This is a genomic window from Pseudomonas sp. PS1(2021), from assembly GCF_020405165.1.
Taxonomy (GTDB): Bacteria; Pseudomonadota; Gammaproteobacteria; order Pseudomonadales; family Pseudomonadaceae; genus Pseudomonas; species Pseudomonas aeruginosa.
Genome location: NZ_CP084484.1, coordinates 5,630,946 through 5,652,276 on the forward strand (window position 1 = coordinate 5,630,946; position 21,331 = coordinate 5,652,276).

23 protein-coding genes are annotated in these 21,331 nt (G+C 66.6%); 12 read left to right on the forward strand and 11 right to left on the reverse strand.

The window, feature by feature from the left end; translation table 11 throughout:
* Positions 1-10: 10 nt before the first annotated feature.
* On the forward strand, positions 11-916 hold the full coding sequence (gene argB / locus LE197_RS26805; protein ID WP_003096572.1) for an acetylglutamate kinase: 906 nt from the start codon (positions 11-13) through the stop codon (positions 914-916).
* A gap of 44 nt (positions 917-960) precedes the next feature.
* Here argB and sphR read toward each other — a convergent pair whose 3' ends face one another.
* Positions 961-2,031 (reverse strand): AraC family transcriptional regulator SphR, encoded by a 1,071-nt coding sequence (gene sphR, locus LE197_RS26810; RefSeq protein ID WP_003114360.1) that lies wholly within the window; start codon positions 2,029-2,031, stop codon positions 961-963.
* 224 nt (positions 2,032-2,255) lie between these two features.
* On the opposite strand from sphR, the gene LE197_RS26815 reads away from it, so the two are divergent.
* Positions 2,256-3,206 carry a transporter gene (locus LE197_RS26815; protein WP_003114361.1) on the forward strand — a complete coding sequence of 317 codons (951 nt, stop codon included), beginning with the start codon at positions 2,256-2,258 and terminating at the stop codon, positions 3,204-3,206.
* A gap of 70 nt (positions 3,207-3,276) precedes the next feature.
* Here LE197_RS26815 and LE197_RS26820 read toward each other — a convergent pair whose 3' ends face one another.
* The 3 genes from LE197_RS26820 to LE197_RS26830 all read right to left on the reverse strand — a co-directional run bounded on the left by LE197_RS26820 (position 3,277) and on the right by LE197_RS26830 (position 6,363).
* Positions 3,277-4,485 carry a DSD1 family PLP-dependent enzyme gene (locus LE197_RS26820; protein WP_003136259.1) on the reverse strand — a complete coding sequence of 403 codons (1,209 nt, stop codon included), beginning with the start codon at positions 4,483-4,485 and terminating at the stop codon, positions 3,277-3,279.
* 82 nt (positions 4,486-4,567) lie between these two features.
* Positions 4,568-5,896: a D-arabinono-1,4-lactone oxidase gene (locus LE197_RS26825; protein WP_073666379.1), complete on the reverse strand. Its 1,329-nt coding sequence runs from the start codon at positions 5,894-5,896 to the stop codon at positions 4,568-4,570.
* A gap of 77 nt (positions 5,897-5,973) precedes the next feature.
* A complete protein-coding gene (locus LE197_RS26830) occupies positions 5,974-6,363 on the reverse strand; it encodes a c-type cytochrome (protein WP_003098306.1) in 390 nt (129 codons plus the stop codon).
* 173 nt (positions 6,364-6,536) lie between these two features.
* On the opposite strand from LE197_RS26830, the gene LE197_RS26835 reads away from it, so the two are divergent.
* Entirely contained in the window at positions 6,537-7,001 is a 465-nt protein-coding gene (locus tag LE197_RS26835; RefSeq protein WP_003098308.1) for an acyl-CoA thioesterase, read from the forward strand.
* Here LE197_RS26835 and LE197_RS26840 read toward each other — a convergent pair.
* On the reverse strand, positions 6,981-7,598 hold the full coding sequence (locus LE197_RS26840; protein WP_003161150.1) for a hypothetical protein: 618 nt from the start codon (positions 7,596-7,598) through the stop codon (positions 6,981-6,983). The two genes, LE197_RS26835 and LE197_RS26840, sit on opposite strands and share 21 nt — an antisense overlap.
* 20 nt (positions 7,599-7,618) lie before the next feature.
* The gene (gene pyrE / locus LE197_RS26845; protein WP_004352299.1) at positions 7,619-8,260 is read right to left on the reverse strand and encodes an orotate phosphoribosyltransferase; all 642 of its coding nucleotides are present in this window, start codon (positions 8,258-8,260) and stop codon (positions 7,619-7,621) included.
* A gap of 80 nt (positions 8,261-8,340) precedes the next feature.
* On the opposite strand from pyrE, the gene LE197_RS26850 reads away from it, so the two are divergent.
* Complete coding sequence (locus LE197_RS26850) at positions 8,341-9,120, forward strand: exodeoxyribonuclease III (protein WP_003098313.1); 780 nt, start codon at positions 8,341-8,343, stop codon at positions 9,118-9,120.
* Between the two features lie 58 nt (positions 9,121-9,178).
* Here LE197_RS26850 and LE197_RS26855 read toward each other — a convergent pair whose 3' ends face one another.
* Both LE197_RS26855 and rph read right to left on the reverse strand, forming a co-directional pair.
* Positions 9,179-9,550 carry a DUF4870 domain-containing protein gene (locus tag LE197_RS26855; protein WP_003096590.1) on the reverse strand — a complete coding sequence of 124 codons (372 nt, stop codon included), beginning with the start codon at positions 9,548-9,550 and terminating at the stop codon, positions 9,179-9,181.
* A 46-nt stretch (positions 9,551-9,596) separates the two neighbouring features.
* Positions 9,597-10,316 carry a ribonuclease PH gene (rph, locus tag LE197_RS26860; RefSeq protein ID WP_003096595.1) on the reverse strand — a complete coding sequence of 240 codons (720 nt, stop codon included), beginning with the start codon at positions 10,314-10,316 and terminating at the stop codon, positions 9,597-9,599.
* Positions 10,317-10,496: 180 nt separating this feature from the next.
* Between rph and LE197_RS26865 the strand changes: the two genes are divergently transcribed.
* The 6 genes from LE197_RS26865 (at position 10,497) to LE197_RS26890 (ending at position 15,784) form a co-directional block, all read left to right on the forward strand.
* Positions 10,497-11,360, forward strand: a complete 864-nt coding sequence (locus LE197_RS26865) for a YicC/YloC family endoribonuclease (RefSeq protein ID WP_003096599.1) — start codon at positions 10,497-10,499, stop codon at positions 11,358-11,360.
* Positions 11,361-11,418: 58 nt separating this feature from the next.
* Positions 11,419-12,030 carry a guanylate kinase gene (gmk, locus tag LE197_RS26870; protein ID WP_003098317.1) on the forward strand — a complete coding sequence of 204 codons (612 nt, stop codon included), beginning with the start codon at positions 11,419-11,421 and terminating at the stop codon, positions 12,028-12,030.
* Positions 12,031-12,118: 88 nt separating this feature from the next.
* Entirely contained in the window at positions 12,119-12,385 is a 267-nt protein-coding gene (gene rpoZ, locus LE197_RS26875; protein WP_003096602.1) for a DNA-directed RNA polymerase subunit omega, read from the forward strand.
* 65 nt (positions 12,386-12,450) lie between these two features.
* The gene (gene spoT / locus LE197_RS26880; RefSeq protein ID WP_003096603.1) at positions 12,451-14,556 is read left to right on the forward strand and encodes a bifunctional GTP diphosphokinase/guanosine-3',5'-bis pyrophosphate 3'-pyrophosphohydrolase; all 2,106 of its coding nucleotides are present in this window, start codon (positions 12,451-12,453) and stop codon (positions 14,554-14,556) included.
* A gap of 61 nt (positions 14,557-14,617) precedes the next feature.
* Positions 14,618-14,998 (forward strand): RidA family protein, encoded by a 381-nt coding sequence (locus tag LE197_RS26885; protein ID WP_003096609.1) that lies wholly within the window; start codon positions 14,618-14,620, stop codon positions 14,996-14,998.
* A gap of 54 nt (positions 14,999-15,052) precedes the next feature.
* A complete protein-coding gene (locus tag LE197_RS26890; protein WP_023108888.1) occupies positions 15,053-15,784 on the forward strand; it encodes a hypothetical protein in 732 nt (243 codons plus the stop codon).
* 6 nt (positions 15,785-15,790) lie between these two features.
* On the opposite strand, the gene LE197_RS26895 is transcribed toward LE197_RS26890, so the two are convergent.
* The 3 genes from LE197_RS26895 to LE197_RS26905 form a co-directional block, all read right to left on the reverse strand.
* The gene (locus LE197_RS26895) at positions 15,791-16,411 is read right to left on the reverse strand and encodes a LysE family translocator (RefSeq protein ID WP_003096613.1); all 621 of its coding nucleotides are present in this window, start codon (positions 16,409-16,411) and stop codon (positions 15,791-15,793) included.
* 66 nt (positions 16,412-16,477) lie between these two features.
* A complete protein-coding gene (locus tag LE197_RS26900; RefSeq protein ID WP_003114367.1) occupies positions 16,478-17,278 on the reverse strand; it encodes an AraC family transcriptional regulator in 801 nt (266 codons plus the stop codon).
* Positions 17,278-18,129, reverse strand: a complete 852-nt coding sequence (locus LE197_RS26905) for an SDR family oxidoreductase (protein ID WP_003096618.1) — start codon at positions 18,127-18,129, stop codon at positions 17,278-17,280. The genes LE197_RS26900 and LE197_RS26905 overlap by 1 nt, the downstream gene beginning before the upstream one ends.
* 137 nt (positions 18,130-18,266) lie before the next feature.
* On the opposite strand from LE197_RS26905, the gene oxyR reads away from it, so the two are divergent.
* Both oxyR and recG read left to right on the forward strand, forming a co-directional pair.
* Positions 18,267-19,199 carry an oxidative stress transcriptional regulator OxyR gene (oxyR, locus tag LE197_RS26910; RefSeq protein WP_003096622.1) on the forward strand — a complete coding sequence of 311 codons (933 nt, stop codon included), beginning with the start codon at positions 18,267-18,269 and terminating at the stop codon, positions 19,197-19,199.
* The gene (gene recG, locus LE197_RS26915; RefSeq protein ID WP_019682165.1) at positions 19,196-21,271 is read left to right on the forward strand and encodes an ATP-dependent DNA helicase RecG; all 2,076 of its coding nucleotides are present in this window, start codon (positions 19,196-19,198) and stop codon (positions 21,269-21,271) included. Before oxyR ends, recG begins: the two co-directional genes overlap by 4 nt.
* The last annotated feature ends 60 nt before the right edge of the window (positions 21,272-21,331 follow it).

The window sequence follows — 21,331 nt, forward strand, 5'->3', positions numbered from 1 at the left end:
GGAGCTCCCCATGACCCTGAGTCGCGATGACGCCGCCCAGGTTGCCAAGGTCCTTTCCGAGGCCCTGCCCTACATTCGCCGCTTCGTCGGCAAGACGCTGGTGATCAAGTACGGCGGCAACGCCATGGAGAGCGAGGAGCTGAAGGCCGGCTTCGCCCGCGACGTGGTGCTGATGAAAGCGGTCGGCATCAACCCGGTGGTGGTGCATGGCGGCGGCCCGCAGATCGGAGACCTGCTCAAGCGCCTGTCGATCGAGAGCCACTTCATCGACGGCATGCGCGTCACCGACGCGGCGACCATGGACGTGGTGGAGATGGTCCTCGGCGGCCAGGTGAACAAGGACATCGTCAACCTGATCAACCGCCACGGCGGCAGCGCCATCGGCCTGACCGGCAAGGACGCCGAGCTGATCCGCGCGAAGAAGCTCACCGTGACCCGCCAGACCCCGGAGATGACCAAGCCGGAGATCATCGACATCGGCCACGTGGGCGAAGTCACCGGGGTCAACGTCGGGCTGCTGAACATGCTGGTCAAGGGCGACTTCATTCCGGTGATCGCGCCGATCGGCGTGGGCAGCAACGGCGAGTCCTACAACATCAATGCCGACCTGGTGGCCGGCAAGGTGGCGGAAGCGCTGAAGGCCGAGAAACTGATGCTGCTGACCAACATCGCCGGCCTGATGGACAAGCAGGGCCAGGTGCTGACCGGGCTGTCCACCGAACAGGTCAACGAGCTGATCGCCGACGGCACCATCTACGGCGGCATGCTGCCGAAGATCCGCTGCGCCCTGGAAGCGGTGCAGGGCGGCGTGACCAGCGCGCACATCATCGATGGCCGGGTGCCGAATGCCGTGCTGCTGGAAATCTTCACCGACAGCGGCGTCGGCACCCTGATCAGCAACCGCAAGCGTCACTGATCGCCCGCCACGGCGCGCTCCGGCGCGCCATGGCGGTTCCTCCATTAGCGTCGCGCGGCCAGCGTGAAGACCTGGTCCAACGGGCTCGTGCCCTCGCTACGGAAGGTCGCCGGGCTCACTCCCGTCCAGCGCTTGAACGCGCGCCTGAAACTGCGGATGTCACGGTATCCCACTTCCTCGGTGATGCGTTCGATGGACATCCCGGGGTTGCCCAGCAGGCTCATCGCCCGCCCTCGTCGCACCTGTTCCAGCAACGCCTCGAAGGTCAGCCCGTGTTCGGCCAGCCGGCGCCGCAGGGTGCGGCTGCTCATGTTCAGTTCGGCGGAAATCCTTTCGATCTGGCTGCCCAGGCTGAGGTCGCGGGCGATGGCCCGTTCCACCGCCTGGACCAGGTCGAGTTTCCGGTGCACCTGGGTGCTTTCCTGCTCCAGCAGGGCCAGCGCCTGGCGCAACGCCGGCAGGTTGTGGTTGGGCAGGCGCATGTCCAGCCAGTGGCTGGCGATCGCCATGCGGTTGTGCAGGCAGCCGAAGCGTACCTGGGGGCCCAGCAGCCGCAGGTACTCGCCCGCGTAGGGCGGAGCGGCATGGATGAGTTCGATGCCCAGCGGTTCGAACGCCGGGCTGACCAGGGCACGCCCATACACCAGCAGGCTGGCGAAGAACTCCTCGATGGCGAACACCTGCACCTCGCTGCTGGGCAGGTGGCATTCGACCTCGACGAAGAAGGTGTCGCCCTGCTGGTAGACGCTGGAGGTGACGATACCGCCCGAGCTGTGCTGGTAGCGCACGCCGATGTCGAACGCGTCGCGCAGGGTCCGGCACAGCGACAGCACATGGCCCAGCAGGCCAAGGGTGCCGAGCACGTTCTGGTGTCCGACCCACAGCCCCAGTCCCCGCTCCGGCAGGGCCTGGAGGGCACGCTGGATCATGCTCACGGCCTGGCGGTAGGAGATGCGCTGGGTAGGGTCCTGCAGGTCTTCGACGGTGAAGCCCAGGCCCCGGCACAGCCGCGCGGGATCGACACCATGGCCTTCGACCACCTCGGCCAGCGTCTGCAGCAGGAAGGTGGATACCTGGGCGAGTTCGTAGCGCGCATCGGCGGCATTGTTGTGCATGGGCGAAATCCTGAGCCGGTCTCGGCTTCGTTCTTGTTCTGGCGGTGGATCGCGACATGGGATGAGCGTCCCATCATATAGCGTTCCGCACAGATGTAACAAAGCATTGCGCAGTGTCCGCAAATCCCCCCCTCGCTGACCGTCAATGCCCTGCCTCGGCCTGCCGTTAGGGCTTATTCCTATGCCGTGCCCCGAGCCACGCCAACAATAATAAGAGCCCGCCCATGAACCCGATCCGCCCCCACAGGCCCCTGCGCCTGGCCGCCTGCGTCACCCTCGCCGTCAGCTGCTGCACCCACGCCAGCGAAGGCGGCGTGGACAACATTGGTCCAGGAACCGACGGTTTCTTCACCCTGCCACTGGACGTCGACAACCTCCCCGACCACATGTTCGCCTTCAACGTCTACTACAACCACTACGAAGCCAGGAAGCTGAACATCAGCTCCTTCGGCGGCAAGGTGTCCGACGTGAAGATCAGCTCGGATGCGATCATCCCTCGCCTGGACTACCTGAGCCCGCTGCGGATCTTCGGCGGGCGCCTGGGCGGCTACATCGCCCAGCCCTATCTCCGCCAACGGGTGGCCGCGTTCGGCCTGAGCGACGAACGGGAAAGCATGGGCGACACCACCTTCGCGCCGATCATCCTCTGGGACATGGGCAAGGACCTGACCCTGGCCGCCGCCGTGGAGGTCACCGTGCCCACCGGCAAGTACGATGCCGAGCGGCTGGCCAACACCAGCAACAACTTCTACACCTACAAGCCGCTGTTCTCCTTCACCTGGCTGCCCACCGAACGCACCGAGCTGTCGCTGAAGGCCACCTACAGCTTCAACATGGAAAACCACGACACCGACTATCGCTCGGGGCAGATCTTCCATTTCGACTATTCCGCCAGCTACCGGGTGACCGACAACCTGCGCCTCGGCCTGAACGGCTACTACCTCAAGCAGACCACCGACGACAAACAGAACGGCGAGACCGTACGGGTGTTCGGTTTCGGCGAGGAAGTCGACGACGGCGTACGCGGCCAGGTCTTCGCCATCGGCCCCGCCGTGCACCTGACCTTCCTTAAGTACGCCAGCGCGGAGATCCGCTGGGCCAAGGAATTCGACGTGGAGAACCGCCCCGAGGGCGACATGCTCTGGGCCAAGCTGACCATTCCGTTCGAACTCTGAGGCATCGGAACGAAGCGGCAGCCCGGTATCCGCGGGCTGCCGCCATCGACGAGGAAAAGCGCCAGGCGTCCTAGGCGTAAACCGGCCAGCGCTCGACGATCCGCCCGCCGCGCAGCGCCAGCAGGTCGCCGAATTGCAGCAGCACCGACTCGCTCTGGGTCGGCCGCAGGAAGACCTGGTCGTCCACCTCCAGGCCCACCGAAGGCGAGCCGTTGACCATTTCCTGGTTCGAGCTGCGCCCGTAGATGCCGTTGCTGCGCAGTCCCTCGGGCGAGGCGAAGTCGGCCATCCAGTTGCCGCCGTAGATGAAGAAGGTGCCGCGCTGGTTGGGGTCCCACCAGGAAAACAGCCGGGACTTGCCGTCCAGCGCCGGGATCTGCACCGCGCCGGTGCTCTTGAGTACCGGCGTGGCGATGTAGACGGCCGGCACATGCTCGGCCAGGGACGCCAGGTCGTAGTGGCTCGGCTTGAGCATGGCGGTGCCCACCGAGACCTCGCTGCTCAGCGTTTCCTTCTCGTGCATGCGATAGCTGGGGCTGCCGGCGGTATTCAGGGTCAGCTGTGGCGTCCACAGCGCGGCGAAGCGCTGGCGGGCGAAGTCGACATGTCCCTGGTAGAGCGCCATGACCTTGGCGAACAGCTCCTCGGGCGAACCGAGGATGCCCGGCACACCCATTCCGACGAAGGGGTCGTAGCCCATGAAGCCGGCGAACTCCAGGTGCTGCGGATGCGCCGCGATCAGCGCCAGCAATTCACCCAGCGCGGCCTGGTCGGCCACCCCGCCGCGATGCAGGCCGACGTCCAGTTCGATGTTGACGCGCATCCGGGTCCCCAGCCCCTGGGCCAGCGCCAGGTACTGACGCAAGCGCTGCGGCGTATCGATCAGCCATTGCAACTGCCGCGCCGGGTCGAACGCGCCCTTGTGCTCGCGGTAGAACAGTTCCGCCGAACGCACCGGCAACGGCTTGCCGAGGAGGATGTCGGCATCCGGAAAAGCGACTGCGTCGTGGTTGAGGAACGGTTGGTGGAAGGACATCAGCCGCCGGGTGCCGGCGCGCCTGGCGATGTACGCCAGCAGGCCGGGCGAGGGCAGCGACTTCTCCACCAGCCGCAGATGCTTGCCGCCGCGGCGGACCGAACGCATCACCACATCGATGTTGTGGTCCAGGCGATCGAGGTCGATGAGCAGCACCGGGCACATCGGGCCATTGGCCTTGAGTTCGCGGTTCAGCGCGCGGAAATAGTCGTCGTACGGCCCGCCACGGTCGGCGGGACGCATCCAGGCAGCAGTTCCCGCCAGCAGCGCGCCGGCCCCGAGGCCGGCGAACATGAACTTGCGTCGATTCACGGCGTCGCTCCTTTCAGGTCACGCCCAGGATGGAAGAGAGGTGCGCATTGAGGAACCGCCCGCGGGGATCCAGCGCCTGGCGCACCTCGGCGAACGCCTTCCAGCGCGGATAGAGCCCCTGTAACTGGTGCGCGTTGAGGCCATGCAGCTTGCCCCAGTGCGGACGCCCGGCGTATTTCCAGAAGATCGGTTCCACCGCGGCGAAGAAGTTGTGGTGGTCCATGCTGTAGTGCTGATGCACGGAAATGGAACAACTGTCGCGGCCCTCGAACATGCTCAGGGGAATGTCGTCGGCCTTCACGTAGCGGTACTCGATGGGAAACCAGGTGCGCAGGTCCTTGTCGCGGATCAGCGCGAGGATATCCCGCAGGCAGGCGGGACCATGCTCGGCGGGGACCGAATACTCCATCTCGTTGAAGCGCACGTTGCGCACGTTGGCGTAGACCGCATAGGAATCGTCGACCCGCTCGTCGAAGCGGGCGAAGTGGCGCAGGCTGTTGAGCAGGGTACGGCGGGTCTCCGGGAAGTCGCTGAGGTACTTGTCGAGACCTTCGATCAGGCCGACGAACTCGTTGCCGCCTTCCTTCGCCGGGTCAAGGGGCGGGGTCTTCGGCTCGTCGGTCTCGTTGAGGGCGATCGACAGGGCGTAGTCGGAGTGGGTCACCACCAGCATCTCCCAGTGCTGGTTCTCGCGCGTGTTCTTCTCCACGTCCTCCAGCAATTCCTCGGTCCGGGCGATCCACTGCCGTTCACGCAGGCGGTAGGCCGCGCGGTTCTGCAGGCGCACCCGGGTCACGACGCCCAGCGCCCCCAGCGAGACCCGCGCGGCATCGAACACCTCCACGTTGCGCTTGGCGTCGCACTCGAGCACCTCGCCGCTCGCGGTGACCAGTTGCAGACCGCGAACCTGGGCGGAATAGGAACCGAAGCCGACCCCGGTGCCATGGGTGGAAGTAGCGATGGCGCCAGCCAGGGTCTGGTAATCGATGTCGGCCATGTTCACCAGCGCCTGGCCGATCTCCTTGAGCGGAGCGCCCATCTGCGACATCGGCGTACCGCCGCCGAACTCGGCCTGGAGGGTCGCGCTGTCGTGGCTGAGCAAGCCGCTGAAGTAGGCGAGTGAGAGCAGGGTGCCGTCGGTCGGGACCAACGCGCTGAACGAATGGCCGGAGCCCACCGGGCGGATCCTGCCGGACGCCTGGCGGATGATCCGGACCAGTTCGTCGAGGTCTTTCGGTGCCTCCCGCGCCAGGGGCAGGCAGCTTTGCGCGCCGGACCAGTTGCGCCAGGGAATCAGGCGCGGTGCGCGGAGCAACTCCGCCAGCGCGGGGTTTCCCACCATGGCGGCGAACGCACCGAGCGCTCCCGCCCGTTGCAGGAGCTGGCGTCGCGACAGATGACTTGGCATGCCGGTATCCCCTATCGGTCCTGCGCTGCGGACATGAAATCGATCAAAGCCCGGAACTGTTCTTCCGAGCACTGCATGCACATGCCCATGGGTGGCATGCCCTTGTAGCCGTTGATGCTGTGGTCCAGCAGGGTGTCGATGCCCTGCGCCAGGCGTGGCGCCCAGGCAGCGGCATCGCCGGTCAGCGGCGCGCCGGAGGCGGGATTGGCGTGACAGAGCTTGCAACTGGCGGAATACACCTGCGCCAACGCAGGGTCCGCAGGGACACGCTGGGAATCGGCGGCCCGCGCCGGCGGCTCCGTGGATTCTCCGCAGGCCACCAGCATCAGGCCCAGGGCAAGCAGCAACCCCGGGCGGCAAAGGCGCGAGTTGCCCGGTCCGGGGCGGAGCGTGGACGACATGGTGTTCCTCTCTCGTTGCGCACGGCGTGCGTTCTCGTCGAACAACACTAAGGCCGCGACGCCCCGAGGATGAGGGCAATGCGGGCCAGCGACGGGGGGTTCTGCGGCCAGCCCTTTCGCACCGCGCGATGGCGGTCTAGAGTCGATGTCTGCAGCAGCGTCGAGGAGCCGGCATGAGCAGCGCAGCACAGCGCCAGAACTACACCTTCTTCCATTCCCTGCGGGTTCGCTGGGCGGAGGTCGATCCGCAGGGCATCGTCTTCAACGGCAACTATCTGACCTATCTCGACGTCGCCACCACCGAGTACTACCGCCAGCTCGGCATGTCCTACCCGGCCGACCTGCTGCGCGGCGGAGGCGATCTGTTCGCGGTGAAGAGCACCCTGGAATACCGCGCCCCGGCGCATTTCGACGACTGGCTGGACATCGGCACCCGCGTGGCGCGGCTGGGGCGCAGCAGCCTGGTTTTCGAGCTGGGCATCTGGCGCGACGAGCAGTTGCTCACCGTCGGCGAGCTGGTCTACGTCTATGCGGATGCGAACGAGCGACAGAGCCAGCCCCTGCCGGACTGGCTGCGCGAGAAGATCAGGGCGTTCGAGCGACAGTCGCCAGTGGAATCAGGGACTCACGCCGAGTAGCTGGGAGAGCCGCGCGCGGTCGGCGGCATAGGTTCTTTCCGCGTCTTCGCGGGCCTTCTGGAAACGCCCGATCTCGCCCTGCAGGCGCTTTTCCTCCTGCTTGAGATCGTCCAACTGGTCCACCAGCGCCTGCGCCACCGGACGTCCGGCACGCTCCTGGTTGGCCGCCTGGCCTTGCAGGTTGGCCTGTTGCAGCTTGAGCGACTGCAGGTTGCCGCGCGCCACGCTGCTCAGCCCGTCCAGTTCCGCCAGGCGCCGTTCGCGAGCGCGGTCGACGTCCTCGAGGCTGGAATACAGGCGCAGCAGCTGCGCATCGGAGCTGGCCTGGGCTTGGGCCGCCTTGCGCTGCCGCAGTTCCTCGGCGGTCGGCGCCGGCGGTACGGTGCGGATCACCCGGCCCTGGTCGTTGAGGACCTGGTAGCCCTTGCCGATGTACTGCGGCGGCACACCCTGGCGGTCGAGCACCACCACGCCCTTGTCGTTGACGTAGCGGTACAGCTCCACCGCTCCGCCCGGCGCCGCCTGGGCGCCGAAGGAAAGCCCCTGGAGCACCAGCCCCAGGGCCATCAGGCAACGCATTACATCCTGTCCGACCATGCCAGTCCCTTGTGAAAGGTTCAGATACCGTATTGGGCGCGATAGGCCTCTACCGCCGGCAGATGCTTCTTCAGTTCAGCATCTTCGGCAAGATATTCCAGCACCTGCTCCAGGGAAACGATGCTCACCACCGGCATGCCGAAGTCGCGCTCGACCTCCTGGATCGCCGACAGCTCGCCCTTGCCACGCTCCTGGCGGTTCAGCGCGATCAGCACGCCCGCGGCCCTGGCGCCCTGGGCGTCGATGATCTGCATCACTTCGCGGATCGCGGTGCCGGCGGTGATCACGTCGTCGATGATCAGCACCCGGCCGCTCAGCAGCGCGCCGACCAGCGTGCCGCCTTCGCCGTGGTCCTTGGCTTCCTTGCGGTTGAAGCACCAGGGCAGGTCGCGCTGGTGCTGCTCGGCGAGGGCCACCGCGGTGGTGGCGGCCAGGGGAATGCCCTTGTAGGCCGGGCCGAACAGGACGTCGAAGTCGATTCCGCTGTCGATCACCGCCTCGGCGTAGAAGCGTCCCAGGCGGGCCAGCGCCAGGCCGCTGTCGAACAGGCCGGCATTGAAGAAATAGGGGCTGGTGCGCCCGGACTTGAGGGTGAACTCACCGAAGCGCAGAACCCCGCGCTCGATGGCGAAACGAATGAAATCGCGCTGATACGCCTGCATGAATGACACCAAGCCGCATGAATTTAGCTAAACCGTTTGAGCTCGGGTATCATACACGCACGTGATTTTGGGGGCCATTTATGCGGATCATCAGTGTGAACGTGAATGGTATTCAGGCTGCGGCCGAGCGCGGTTTGCTCAGTTGGCTGCAAGCACAGAATGCCGACGTGATCTGCTTGCAGGACACCCGAGCCTCCGCCTTCGATCTGGATGACCCGTCCTTCCAACTGGACGGCTACTTCCTTTATGCCTGCGATGCCGAGCTACCCGAACAGGGCGGTGTCGCACTCTACAGCCGTTTGCAGCCCAAAGCTGTGATCAGCGGCTTAGGTTTCGAAACGGCCGATCGTTACGGGCGCTACCTGCAAGCCGACTTCGACAAGGTGAGTATCGCCACCCTGCTGCTGCCTTCCGGGCAGAGCGGAGACGAGAGCTTGAACCAGAAATTCAAGTTCATGGACGACTTCACCCATTACTTGAGCAAGCAGCGTCGCAAGCGCCGCGAATACATCTACTGCGGCTCGCTGTACGTCGCCCATCAGAAGATGGATGTGAAGAACTGGCGCGAATGTCAGCAGATGCCGGGCTTCCTCGCGCCCGAACGGGCCTGGCTGGACGAAGTGTTCGGCAACCTCGGCTATGCCGACGCCCTGCGCGAAGTCAGCCGCGAAGGCGACCAGTTCAGCTGGTGGCCGGACAGCGAACAGGCCGAGATGCTCAACCTCGGCTGGCGCTTCGACTACCAGGTGCTGACCCCCGGCCTACGCCGCTTCGTGCGCAACGCCAAGCTGCCGCGCCAGCCGCGCTTCTCCCAGCATGCGCCGCTGATCGTCGACTACGACTGGCAGTTGAGCATCTGAGCCCTGTCAGACACGAAAAAGCCGGCGCATGCGCCGGCTTTTCTATTTCCCGTGCGGCCTACTTGATCAGCCGCAGGCAGAACGGATAGCGATAGGCCTTGCCTTCGTTGGCCTTGATGCCGGCGATGATGGTCAACACCAGCGCCGCCAGGCAGACCAGGCCGAGCAGGAAGAAGCCGATCACCACCAGCATCAGCAGGAAGCTGACGAACATCGCCAGCGCCACGGTGATCTGGAAGTTCAGCGCTTCCTTGCCCTGGGCGTCGACGAACGGATCGCTCTCGCGCTTGAGTTGCCAGACGATCAGCGGCCCGAGCAGGCTGCCGAAGGGAAACACCAGGCCGATGAACGCCGCGAAATGGCAGAACATCGCCCATTGCCGGGCTTCCTGGCCGGGGGTCGCGGCGACCTCTTCGGATACATCGTTCATGTAGCGCTCCTTCTCCGGGGCCCGGCAGGCAGTGCCGGGCGTCTGCTCATTCGGCCAGCGCGGCGCGCTGAAGTTCGAACAGCTCCTGCATGCCCTGCTGGGCCAGTTCGAGCATGGCGTTCAGCTCGGCGGGACGGAACGGCGCGCCTTCGGCGGTTCCCTGCACCTCGATGAAGCCGCCGGCATCGGTCATCACTACGTTCAGGTCGGTTTCCGCGGCGGAATCCTCCAAGTAGTCCAGGTCGAGGACCGGCACGCCCTGGTAGATACCCACGGAAACGGCGGCGACCATCTGCTTCAGCGGATTGCCCTTGAGCGCGCCACGCTTCTTCAGCACCGCCAGGGCGTCGATCAGCGCCACGGTGGCGCCGGTGATCGAGGCGGTGCGGGTGCCGCCGTCGGCCTGGATCACGTCGCAGTCGATGTACAGGGTGTTCTCGCCAAGCTTGCTGAGGTCCAGCGCCGCTCGCAGGGAACGGCCGATCAGGCGCTGGATCTCCAGGGTACGACCGCCCTGCTTGCCGCGGCTGGCCTCGCGCTGGTTACGCTCGCCGGTGGAGCGCGGCAGCATGCCGTACTCGGCGGTCAGCCAACCCTGGCCCTGGCCCTTGAGGAAGCGCGGCACCCCGGACTCGGCGCTGACGGTGCAGATCACCTTGGTATCGCCGAACTCGACCAGCACCGAACCTTCTGCGTGCTTGGTGTAATGGCGGGTGATGCGGATCGGGCGCAGCTGGTCGGCGGCACGGCCACTGGGACGATTCATCGTGGATATCCTGTACTGAGAAAGCGGAATTGGCCGCCATTATAGAGGCCAGCCCGGGCTCTCAACCACCGTCGGCGTGCGGGCCCCGCCGGACGTGGGTTACAATGCCCGGCTCGAATCACGGCAGCCGCGCGCGTCCGGCGCCGAACGCACTCCCCACACGACTATCGAGGTAGACCCATGGTGCACAGCATGACCGCCTTCGCCCGCGTCGAGCAGGCCGGTACCCACGGCACCCTGAGCTGGGAGCTGCGCTCGGTCAACCACCGTTACCTGGAGCCCCACCTGCGCCTGCCCGACGCCTTCCGCGACCTCGAAGGCGCGGTGCGCGAGGCGCTGCGCCAGGGCCTGTCGCGCGGCAAGGTGGAATGCACCCTGCGCTTCGCCGAGGAAACCGCCGGCAAGAGCCTGCAGGTCGACCAGGAGCGCGCCCGCCAACTGGTCGCCGCCGCCGAAGGCGTAGCCGCCCTGATCCGCCAGCCGGCGCCTCTCGATCCGCTCGCCGTGCTGGCCTGGCCCGGCGTACTGGTGGCCGACTCGGCCGATCCGCAGGCGCTCAACGCCGCCGCCCTGGAAGCCTTCGGCCAGGCCCTGGAGCAACTCAAGGCCGGCCGCTCGCGCGAAGGCCAGGAGCTGGCGAAGCTGCTCAACGATCGGCTCGACGCGATGCTGGTGGAAGTCGGCAACCTGCGCGAACTGGTGCCGACCATGCTGGCCAACCAGCGGCAGAAGATCCTCGACCGCTTCGCCGAACTCAAGGCCGAACTCGATCCGCAGCGCCTGGAGCAGGAACTGGTCCTGCTGGCGCAGAAGAGCGATGTCGCCGAGGAGCTGGACCGCCTCGCCACCCACGTCGGCGAGGTCCGCCGGGTCCTCAAGGCCGGCGGCGCCGCCGGTCGGCGCCTGGACTTCCTGATGCAGGAACTCAACCGGGAAGCCAACACTCTAGGCTCCAAGGCGTTCGACCCGCGCTCGACCCAGGCGGCGGTCAACCTCAAGGTCCTGATCGAGCAGATGCGCGAGCAGGTCCAGAACATCGAATGACCGGCGGGCGCCACCGCCCGATCTCTTTCCAACCCGTACGAAGCACCAGGAACACCTCATGTCCGGCACCCTGTACATCGTTTCCGCTCCCTCCGGCGCCGGCAAGACCAGCCTGGTGAAGGCCCTGCTCGACGCCGCCCCCGAGGTCCGCGTGTCCGTCTCCCATACCACCCGCGGCATGCGTCCGGGCGAGGTGGACGGGGTCAACTACCACTTCACCAGCCGCGAGGAATTCCTCGCCATGCTCGAACGCAACGAGTTCCTCGAGCACGCCGAAGTCTTCGGCAACCTCTACGGCACCTCGCAGCGCTGGGTCGAGAAAACCCTCGCCGAAGGCCTCGACCTGATCCTCGAGATCGACTGGCAGGGCGCCCAGCAGGTGCGCCGGCTGATGCCCGAGGCCCAATCGATCTTCATCCTCCCGCCGAGCCAGGAAGCCCTGCGCCAGCGCCTGACCAACCGCGGCCAGGACAGCGACGAGGTGATCGAGCGGCGCATGCGCGAAGCCGTCAGCGAAATGAGCCACTACGTGGAGTACGATCACCTGGTGATCAACGACGATTTCGCCCACGCCCTGGACGACCTCAAGGCGATCTTCCGCGCCCGCCAGTTGCGCCAGGACGCCCAGCAGCAACGCCACGCCGAACTGCTCGGTCGTCTGCTCGCCTAAATCGGCTCTTCCATAAAGATTGGCGATTTTTTAGACTATTCAGTCCGCCCGGCAAACGTCGGGCTCACTTTTCGTTACGAGGAACACCATGGCCCGCGTCACCGTTGAAGACTGCCTGGACAACGTCGATAACCGTTTCGAGCTGGTCATGCTCGCCACCAAGCGCGCCCGTCAGCTGGCTACCGGCGGCAAGGAGCCGAAAGTGGCCTGGGAAAACGACAAGCCGACCGTCGTCGCCCTGCGCGAGATCGCTTCCGGCCTGGTCGATGAGAACGTCGTCCAGCAGGAAGACATCGTCGAGGACGAACCGCTGTTCGCAGCGTTCGACGACGAGGCCAACACCGAGGCCCTGTAAGCCATGGCCTCGGCTCGACGTCGCCTGCGAGCGCCGCAACCCGCCTACGGGCAGGGGGTGAACCCTTGCCGGGCATAGACGCCTTCGCCGACAGACTGTCGAGCTACCTCGGGCCGGACCAGGTCAACCTGGTCCGCCGCGCCTACTACTACGCCGAGCAGGCCCACGACGGGCAACGCCGCCGCAGCGGCGAACCGTACGTGACCCACCCGCTGGCGGTCTCCAACATCCTCGCCGACATGCACATGGACCATCAGAGCCTGATGGCCGCGATGCTGCACGACGTGATCGAGGACACCGGCATCGCCAAGGAAGCGCTCACCGCGCAGTTCGGCGAGACGGTTTCGGAACTGGTCGACGGGGTCAGCAAGCTGACCCAGATGAACTTCGAGACCAAGGCCGAGGCCCAGGCCGAGAACTTCCAGAAGATGGCCATGGCCATGGCCCGCGACATCCGCGTGATCCTGGTCAAGCTGGCCGACCGCCTGCACAACATGCGCACCCTCGAGGTGCTGTCCGGCGAAAAGCGCCGGCGCATCGCCAAGGAAACCCTGGAAATCTACGCGCCCATCGCTAACCGCCTGGGCATGCACACCATGCGCGTGGAGTTCGAGGACCTAGGTTTCAAGGCCATGCACCCGATGCGCGCCGAGCGCATCCGCCAGGCGGTGAAGAAGGCCCGCGGCAACCGCCGCGAGATCGTCGGCAAGATCCAGGAGTCGCTGGTCAACTGCCTCGCCCGCGAAGGCATGGAAGGCCAGGTGATCGGCCGCGAGAAGCACCTCTACAGCATCTACCAGAAGATGCGCGGCAAGCGTAAGGCGTTCAACGAGATCATGGACGTCTACGCCTTCCGCATCATCGTCGACAAGGTCGATACCTGCTATCGCGTGCTGGGCGCCGTGCACAGCCTGTACAAGCCGTTCCCCGGACGCTTCAAGGACTACATCGCGATTCCCAAGGCCAACGGCTACCAGTCGCTGCATACCACCCTGTTCGGCATGCACGGGGTGCCCATCGAGATCCAGATCCGTACCCGCGAGATGGAAGAGATGGCCAACCACGGGATCGCCGCGCACTGGCTGTACAAGTCCAACGACGAGACGCCCAAGGGCACCCATGCCCGCGCCCGGCAATGGGTGAAGGGCGTGCTGGAACTGCAGCAGCGCGCCGGCAACTCGCTGGAATTCATCGAGAACGTGAAGATCGACCTGTTCCCGGACGAGGTCTACGTGTTCACGCCCAAGGGCCGCATCATGGAACTGCCCAAGGGTTCCACCGCGGTCGACTTCGCCTACGCGGTGCACACCGACGTCGGCAACAGTTGCATCGCCTGCCGCATCAACCGTCGCCTGGCGCCGCTCTCCGAGCCGTTGCAGAGCGGCCAGACGGTGGAAATCGTCACCGCCCCGGGCGCCCGGCCGAACCCGGCCTGGCTGAGCTTCGTGGTCACCGGCAAGGCGCGCACCCATATCCGCCATGCGCTCAAGCTGCAACGCCGCTCCGAGTCGATCAACCTCGGCGAGCGCCTGCTGAACAAGACCCTTACCGGCTTCGACAGCCACCTCGAGAAGATTCCCCAGGAACGCATCCAGGCCGTGCTCGCCGAGTACCGCATGGAAGTCTTCGAGGACCTGCTGGAAGAGATCGGCCTGGGCAACCGCATGGCCTACGTGGTCGCCCGCCGCCTGCTGTCCAGCGAGGGCGAGGAAGCGCCAAGCGCCGAGGGTCCGCTGGCGATCCGCGGTACCGAAGGCCTGGTCCTGAGCTACGCCAAGTGCTGCACGCCGATTCCCGGCGACCCGATCGTTGGCCACCTGTCCGCCGGCAAGGGCATGGTGGTGCACCTGGAAAGCTGCAAGAACATCAGCGAAGTACGCCACAACCCGGAAAAATGCATCCAGCTCAGCTGGGCCAAGGATGTCACCGGCGAATTCAATGTCGAACTGCGCGTCGAGCTGGAGCACCAGCGTGGCCTGATCGCCCTGCTCGCCACCAGCGTCAACGCGGCCGACGGCAACATCGAGAAGATCAGCATGGACGAGCGCGACGGCCGCATCAGCGTGGTCCAGCTGGTCGTCAGCGTGCACGATCGCGTCCACCTGGCCCGCGTCATCAAGAAGCTGCGCGCCCTCAAGGGAGTGATCCGGATCACCCGCCTGCGTAGCTGACCCGCTTTTTCCTGTGTCATCCGGCGCCCCCGCGCCCACTCGATTTCAGCAAGGAGTTCCCATGACCAAGACCGTTATCCACACCGACAACGCCCCGGCCGCCATCGGCACCTACTCCCAGGCCATCAAGGCCGGCAATACCGTCTACGTATCCGGGCAGATCCCGCTGGACCCGAAGACCATGGAACTGGTGGAAGGCTTCGAGGAGCAGACCGTCCAGGTGTTCGAGAACCTCAAGGCGGTGATCGAGGCTTCCGGCGGCTACCTGCACGACGTCGCCAAGCTGAACATCTTCCTCACCGACCTGTCGCACTTCGCCAAGGTCAACGAGATCATGGGCCGCTACTTCACCCAGCCCTACCCGGCGCGCGCCGCTATCGGCGTAGCCGCCCTGCCGAAGGGCGCACAGGTGGAAATGGACGCCATCGTCGTCCTCGAATAAGCCGGATGTTCGCGACGGGGCCCAAGGCCCCGTCGCTCTGCATGGAGTAGCACGATGCGCCGCGTGATTTTCCTCGCCGCAGCCGCCACCCTGCTGGCCGGCTGCGCCGGCACGGCCGATCCGTCCGGCATCTGGATCAACCAGGCCGCGATCGACGCCGCGAGCAAGGACGGCAAGCTGCGCGAGGCCCTGCTCGCCTATGGCCCGAACCTGGAATGGAAGCTCGACAGCAAGGCAGGCGAAGCCACCTTCAGCAACGGCTTCGAACTGGGCGAAGGGACCCTGAGCAAGAGCGATGACGAGCACTGGAAGGTTGCCTTCTATGGCGACGACAACCAGGAGAGTCTCGAACTGGACGGCAAGGAGCTGATCCAGCAGGCCAGCGCCAACGGCCCGGAACAGCGTTTCCGCCGTCTCGACCCGCAACCCGCGGCCAACAGCCCTGCCGGCAGCGGTTTCGAGCGGGCCTTGTATGGCAGCTATCTGAAGGGCAGCTGGAAGATCCGCGAAGGCCAGGGCCAGGGCGGCAAGGTCGAGTTCCAGGCCAATGGCCTGGTCAGCGGTCTGCCCGGCGCCGAACGCTACGCGCTGTGCCTGGCCGGCGATTGCGCAGCGATGAGCGGCGACAACGACAGCATCTGGCTGCAACAAGGCAACCGCGGCCGCGAATTGCTGTTCAGCCTCGACGACGACGAGCTGCAACTGTTCGAAGCGGTCAATACCGCCGGCGCCAACGAGATGCCCAGCTACGTGCCCGGCAAGCGCGTCTGGCTGCTGGAGCGCTGAGGCCTCTCAGAGGGCGGCCAGCACCAGCCAGCCGCCCAGCGCCAGCAGCAGGACGCCGCACAGCCGGTCCAGCGCACCTACCCGCCGTTGCAACCAGCCGCGCCAGCGCGGCCTGTCCAGCAGGCGCACCAGCGCCATGTCCCAGCACAGCACCGCCAGGCTCATCCACGCCAGGCACAGGGCCAGCGCCCAGCCCGGCAGGCTGAAGCGCGCCAGCACGCCGAACAGCCCCGCATAGAAGATCGGCAGCTTGGGATTCAGGCTGCTCGCCAGCAGGCCGTCGCGCAGCCCGCGCAGATAGCCGCCGCGGGACGGGACGTCGCGCTGCGCCGGCATTTCCAGTCGCCTCTGCGCAAGCAGCGCCTGGCCCGCCAGCCAGAGGAAGTACAGTCCGCCGAGCGCCTGCAGCCAGCGCAAGGCGCTGTGCGCCGAGTCCGGCACGCTGGCCAGCAGGCCGAGCACCAGCAGCATGCTCAGGAGGTTGGCCAGGGCGATGCCGGCGGCCACCCCGTCGGCCTGGCGCCGGCCGCGCAGCAGGGCGGCGCGCACCAACAGGAAGAAGTCCGGCCCCGGCGACAGCAGGGCAGCGAAATGGGTACTGGCGACAAGGACGAACGCGGCGAACATGAAGGCCCCTCGAAACGCGAAGGCCTCCAGTCTGTGCAGCGCGGCGGGCGCCGTATTGGAAAAAACTCAGGTCTTGGCGCTGCGCCGGAACTGCCCCGGAGTGACCCCGGTGAAACGCCGGAAGGTCGTGGAGAAGTGCGCCTGGTCGTAGAAGCCGAGGTGCTGGGCGAGTTCCGCCAGCGGCCGTTCTTCCAGCAACAGGCGCTTGGCCTGGCGCACCCGGCATTGCAGTTGGTAGGTATGCGGCGGTACGCCGTAGGCACGCCGGAAAGCCTCGATCAGGTGGCGCGGGTGGCGCTGCAGCAACTGCGCCAGTTGGTCCAGACCGAGCGCCTCGGTGGCATGCGCTTCCAGGTAATCGCGCAGGCGTGCGGTGGTTCCGCCGTCGCGGGGCGCCGCGGCCGCCGGGCGCAAGCCGCCGTGACGCACGAAGACCTGTTCGAGCAAGGCCAGCAGGCGGCTTTCCAACCCCAATGCGTCGCTGCGCTGGAAATCCTCGGCCAGCCACGCCAGGCCAGCCGCCACGCTGCCGTCGTCGGCCGGGTTCAGTTCGCCGAAGCCGCGCGGCAACTGTTTGCGGCCGAGCAGGCCGAGCAGGCGCGTTTCCTCGACATAGAGCATCCGGTAGACCAGCCGCTCGGATTCGGCGTGCCCGGTATGTGGCTCTTCCGGGTTCATCAGCGACAGGGTGCCGGCCGGCAGCGCATGGCGCCGCCCGCGGCACTGGTAGCCGCCGACGCCGTGGAGGATCGAGCCGATGGCGAAGGCCGAATGGCTGTGGCGGCCGAACGCCTGGCCGGAGAAGTCCGCATGGAACAGTTCCACGCCAGGCAGCCAGGGACGCGCCAACAACCGGTTGGCAGCCATCAGGCGTCCCCGAGCACCGCCGCGTAGCCCTCGCGGTAGCTGGGATAGCGCGGCACCCAGCCGAGCGCCCGGGCGCGGCGGTTGCTGCAACGCTTGCTGCCGGCGCGGCGTACCGAATGTTCGTCGGCCCATTGGCTGACGCCCAGGCGCTGGCGCAGGTAGTCGACCACCTCGTGCATCGCCACGGGCGCGTCGTCGACACCGATGTAGCAGTCCTCCAGCGCCTGGCCGCCGGCATCGGCGCGCAACAGGAAGGCCAGCAGCCCGGCCGCATCGTCGGCGTGGATCCGGTTGGCATACAGGGGCGGCTCGCTGACCACCCGGTACCCCTGGCGCACCTGGTTGAGCAGCCACTCCCGCCCCGGACCGTAGATGCCGGCCAGGCGCACGCGGGTAGCCGGTATCCCGCTGTCCAGCGCGACCTGCTCGGCGTCGAGCATGATCCGTCCGGAATAGGCCTGGGAAAGCGCCGGCGACTCCTCGTCGATCCAGCCGCCATCGGTCTGCGCGTAGACCCCGGTGCTGGAGACGAACAGCAGGCGCCTGGGCCGCTGGCCGTGGGCCTGCAACCAGCCCAGCACATGGCGCAGGCCGTCGACGTAGGCGGCACGGTAGCCAGCCTCGTCGTGCTGACTGGCGGCGGCGCTGTACACCAGGTAGTCGAGCGGCTCGCTCGGCCACTGCGCGGGACACTCCGGAGCCTGCAGATCGCCAGCCACCGGCAGGATCCCCTGCGGCAAGGCGTCCACCGAGCGACGCAGGCCATGGACCCGCCAGCCATCGGCCAGCAGCGCCTCGCCGAGGCGCCCGCCGACATCGCCGCAGCCGGCGATCATCACTGTTTGCGACATGAAGCCGTCTCCTTCCTACAACAAGGCGGGCAGTGTAGGCGTCGAATCGTCTGCAATGCACGCCCGATCATGCCCCCGGAGGTTGGTTCGCGGCGGTGCAGCCGCTATGCTTGGCCGATCTTAACGGATGAGCAGCCATGACCCTCACCGAACTGCGCTACATCGTCACCCTCGCCCAGGAACAACACTTCGGCCGCGCCGCCGAGCGTTGCCACGTCAGCCAACCGACCCTCTCGGTCGGCGTGAAGAAGCTCGAGGACGAGCTGGGGGTGCTGATCTTCGAGCGCAGCAAGAGCGCCGTGCGCCTGACGCCAGTGGGCGAAGGCATCGTCGCCCAGGCGCAGAAGGTCCTCGAACAGGCCCAGGGCATCCGCGAGCTGGCCCAGGCCGGCAAGAACCAGTTGGCCGCGCCGCTGAAGGTCGGCGCCATCTACACCATCGGTCCCTACCTGTTCCCGCACCTGATTCCCCAGCTGCACCGGGTCGCGCCGCAGATGCCGCTGTACATCGAGGAGAACTTCACCCATATCCTCCGCGACAAGCTGCGTACCGGCGAACTCGACGCGATCATCATCGCCCTGCCGTTCCAGGAAGCCGACGTCCTGACCAAGCCGCTGTTCGACGAGCCCTTCTATGTGCTGATGCCGGCCGACCATCCCTGGACCGCCAAGGCCAGCATCGATTCCGAGCTGCTCAACGACAAGAGCCTGCTCCTGCTCGGCGAAGGCCACTGCTTCCGCGACCAGGTGCTGGAAGCCTGCCCGACCGTGCGCAAGGGCGACGAGAACAAGCACACCACGGTGGAGTCCTCGTCGCTGGAGACCATCCGCCACATGGTCGCCTCCGGACTGGGCGTCTCGGTGCTGCCGTTCTCCGCGGTGGACAGCCACCACTACGCGCCGGGCGTCATCGAAGTGCGCCCGTTCAGCGCGCCGGTGCCGTTCCGTACCGTTGCCATCGCCTGGCGCGCCAGCTTCCCGCGTCCACGCGCCATCGAAGTGCTGGCCGACTCGATCCGCCTGTGCTCGGTGGCCCGTCCGCAAACCCAGGAACAACCGCAAATCGCATGACCGAGCTGTCCAGGGTCCCGGTTACCGCGCTAAAGGGCGTAGGCGCCGCGCTGGCGGAGAAGCTCGCTCGGGTAGGCCTGGAAACCCTGCAGGATATCCTGTTCCACCTGCCCCTGCGCTACCAGGACCGTACCCGCGTCACCGCCATCGGCGCCCTGCGGCCAGGGGCCGACGCGGTGGTCGAGGGCGTGGTGGCCGGCGCCGACGTGGTGATGGGGCGCCGCCGCAGCCTGCTGGTGCGCCTGCAGGACGGCAGCGGCACCCTGAGCCTGCGCTTCTACCATTTCAGCCAGGCGCAGAAGGACGGTCTCAAGCGCGGCACCCACCTGCGCTGCTACGGCGAAGTCCGGCCGGGTGCCTCGGGCCTGGAGATCTACCATCCGGAATACCGCGCGCTGAACGGCGACGAGCCGATTCCGGTGGAGCAGACCCTGACGCCGATCTACCCGACTACCGAGGGCCTCACCCAGCAGCGCCTGCGCCAGTTGAGCCAACAGGCCCTGGCCATGCTCGGCCCCAGCAGCCTGCCCGACTGGCTGCCGGCGGAACTGGCCCGCGACTACCAACTTGGCCCGCTCGACCAGGCGATCCGCTACCTGCACCGGCCGCCGCCGGATGCCGACATCGAGGAACTGGCCGAAGGCCGGCACTGGGCGCAGTTGCGCCTGGCCTTCGAAGAACTGCTGACCCACCAGTTATCCCTGCAGCGCCTGCGCGAAGCCGTGCGCTCGCAGGCAGCGCCGCGCTTGCCGGCGGCCAGCCGCTTGCCGAAACGCTTCCTTACCAACCTCGGCTTCCAGCCGACCGGCGCGCAACGCCGGGTCGGCGCGGAGATCGCCTACGACCTGGCCCAGGACGAGCCGATGCTGCGCCTGGTGCAAGGCGACGTCGGTGCCGGCAAGACCGTGGTCGCCGCCCTCGCCGCCCTGCAAGCCATAGAGGCCGGCTACCAGGTGGCGCTGATGGCGCCGACCGAGATCCTCGCCGAGCAGCATTTCCTCAACTTCAGCAAGTGGCTCCAGCCGCTGGACATCGAAGTCGCCTGGCTGGCCGGCAAGCTCAAGGGCAAGGCCCGCGCGGCGGCACTGGAACGCATCGGCGACGGCGCGCCGATGGTGGTCGGCACCCACGCGCTGTTCCAGGATGAAGTGAAATTCAAGCGCCTTGCACTGGCGATCATCGACGAACAGCACCGCTTCGGCGTGCAGCAGCGCCTGGCCCTGCGCCAGAAGGGCGTGGACGGCAGGCTCTGCCCACACCAGTTGATCATGACCGCCACGCCGATCCCGCGGACCCTGGCGATGAGCGCCTATGCCGACCTCGACACCTCGATCCTCGACGAGCTGCCGCCCGGGCGTACCCCGGTGAATACCGTGCTGGTGGCCGACAGCCGCCGTATCGAGGTGATCGAGCGAGTCCGCGCGGCTTGCCGCGAAGGGCGCCAGGCCTACTGGGTGTGTACCCTGATCGAAGAGTCCGAGGAGCTTACCTGCCAGGCCGCCGAGACCACCTACGAAGAGCTTTCCTCGGCGCTGGGCGAACTGCGTGTCGGCCTGATCCACGGGCGCATGAAGCCGGCGGACAAGGCCGTGGTGATGGAGGCCTTCAAGGAAGGCATGTTGCAACTGCTGGTGGCGACCACGGTGATCGAGGTCGGCGTCGACGTGCCCAACGCCAGCCTGATGATCATCGAGAACCCCGAGCGCCTTGGCCTGGCCCAACTGCACCAGCTACGCGGCCGGGTTGGCCGGGGCAGCGCCGCCAGCCACTGCGTGCTGCTCTACCACCCACCGCTGTCGCAGATCGGCCGCGAGCGGCTGGGCATCATGCGCGAAACCAGCGACGGCTTCGTCATCGCCGAGAAGGACCTGGAATTGCGCGGCCCCGGCGAAATGCTCGGCACCCGCCAGACCGGCCTGCTGCAATTCAAGGTCGCCGACCTGATGCGCGACGCAGACCTGCTGCCGGCGGTCCGCGATGCCGCCCAATCCCTCCTGGCGCACTGGCCGCAGCATGTCAGCCCGCTGCTCGAACGGTGGTTGCGCCACGGCCAGCAATACGGTCAAGTGTGATCTATTTCGCTCTCGCTGACCGGCGTAGGTCTCAGTCTTGAAGCAGCTCTGGTTATACTG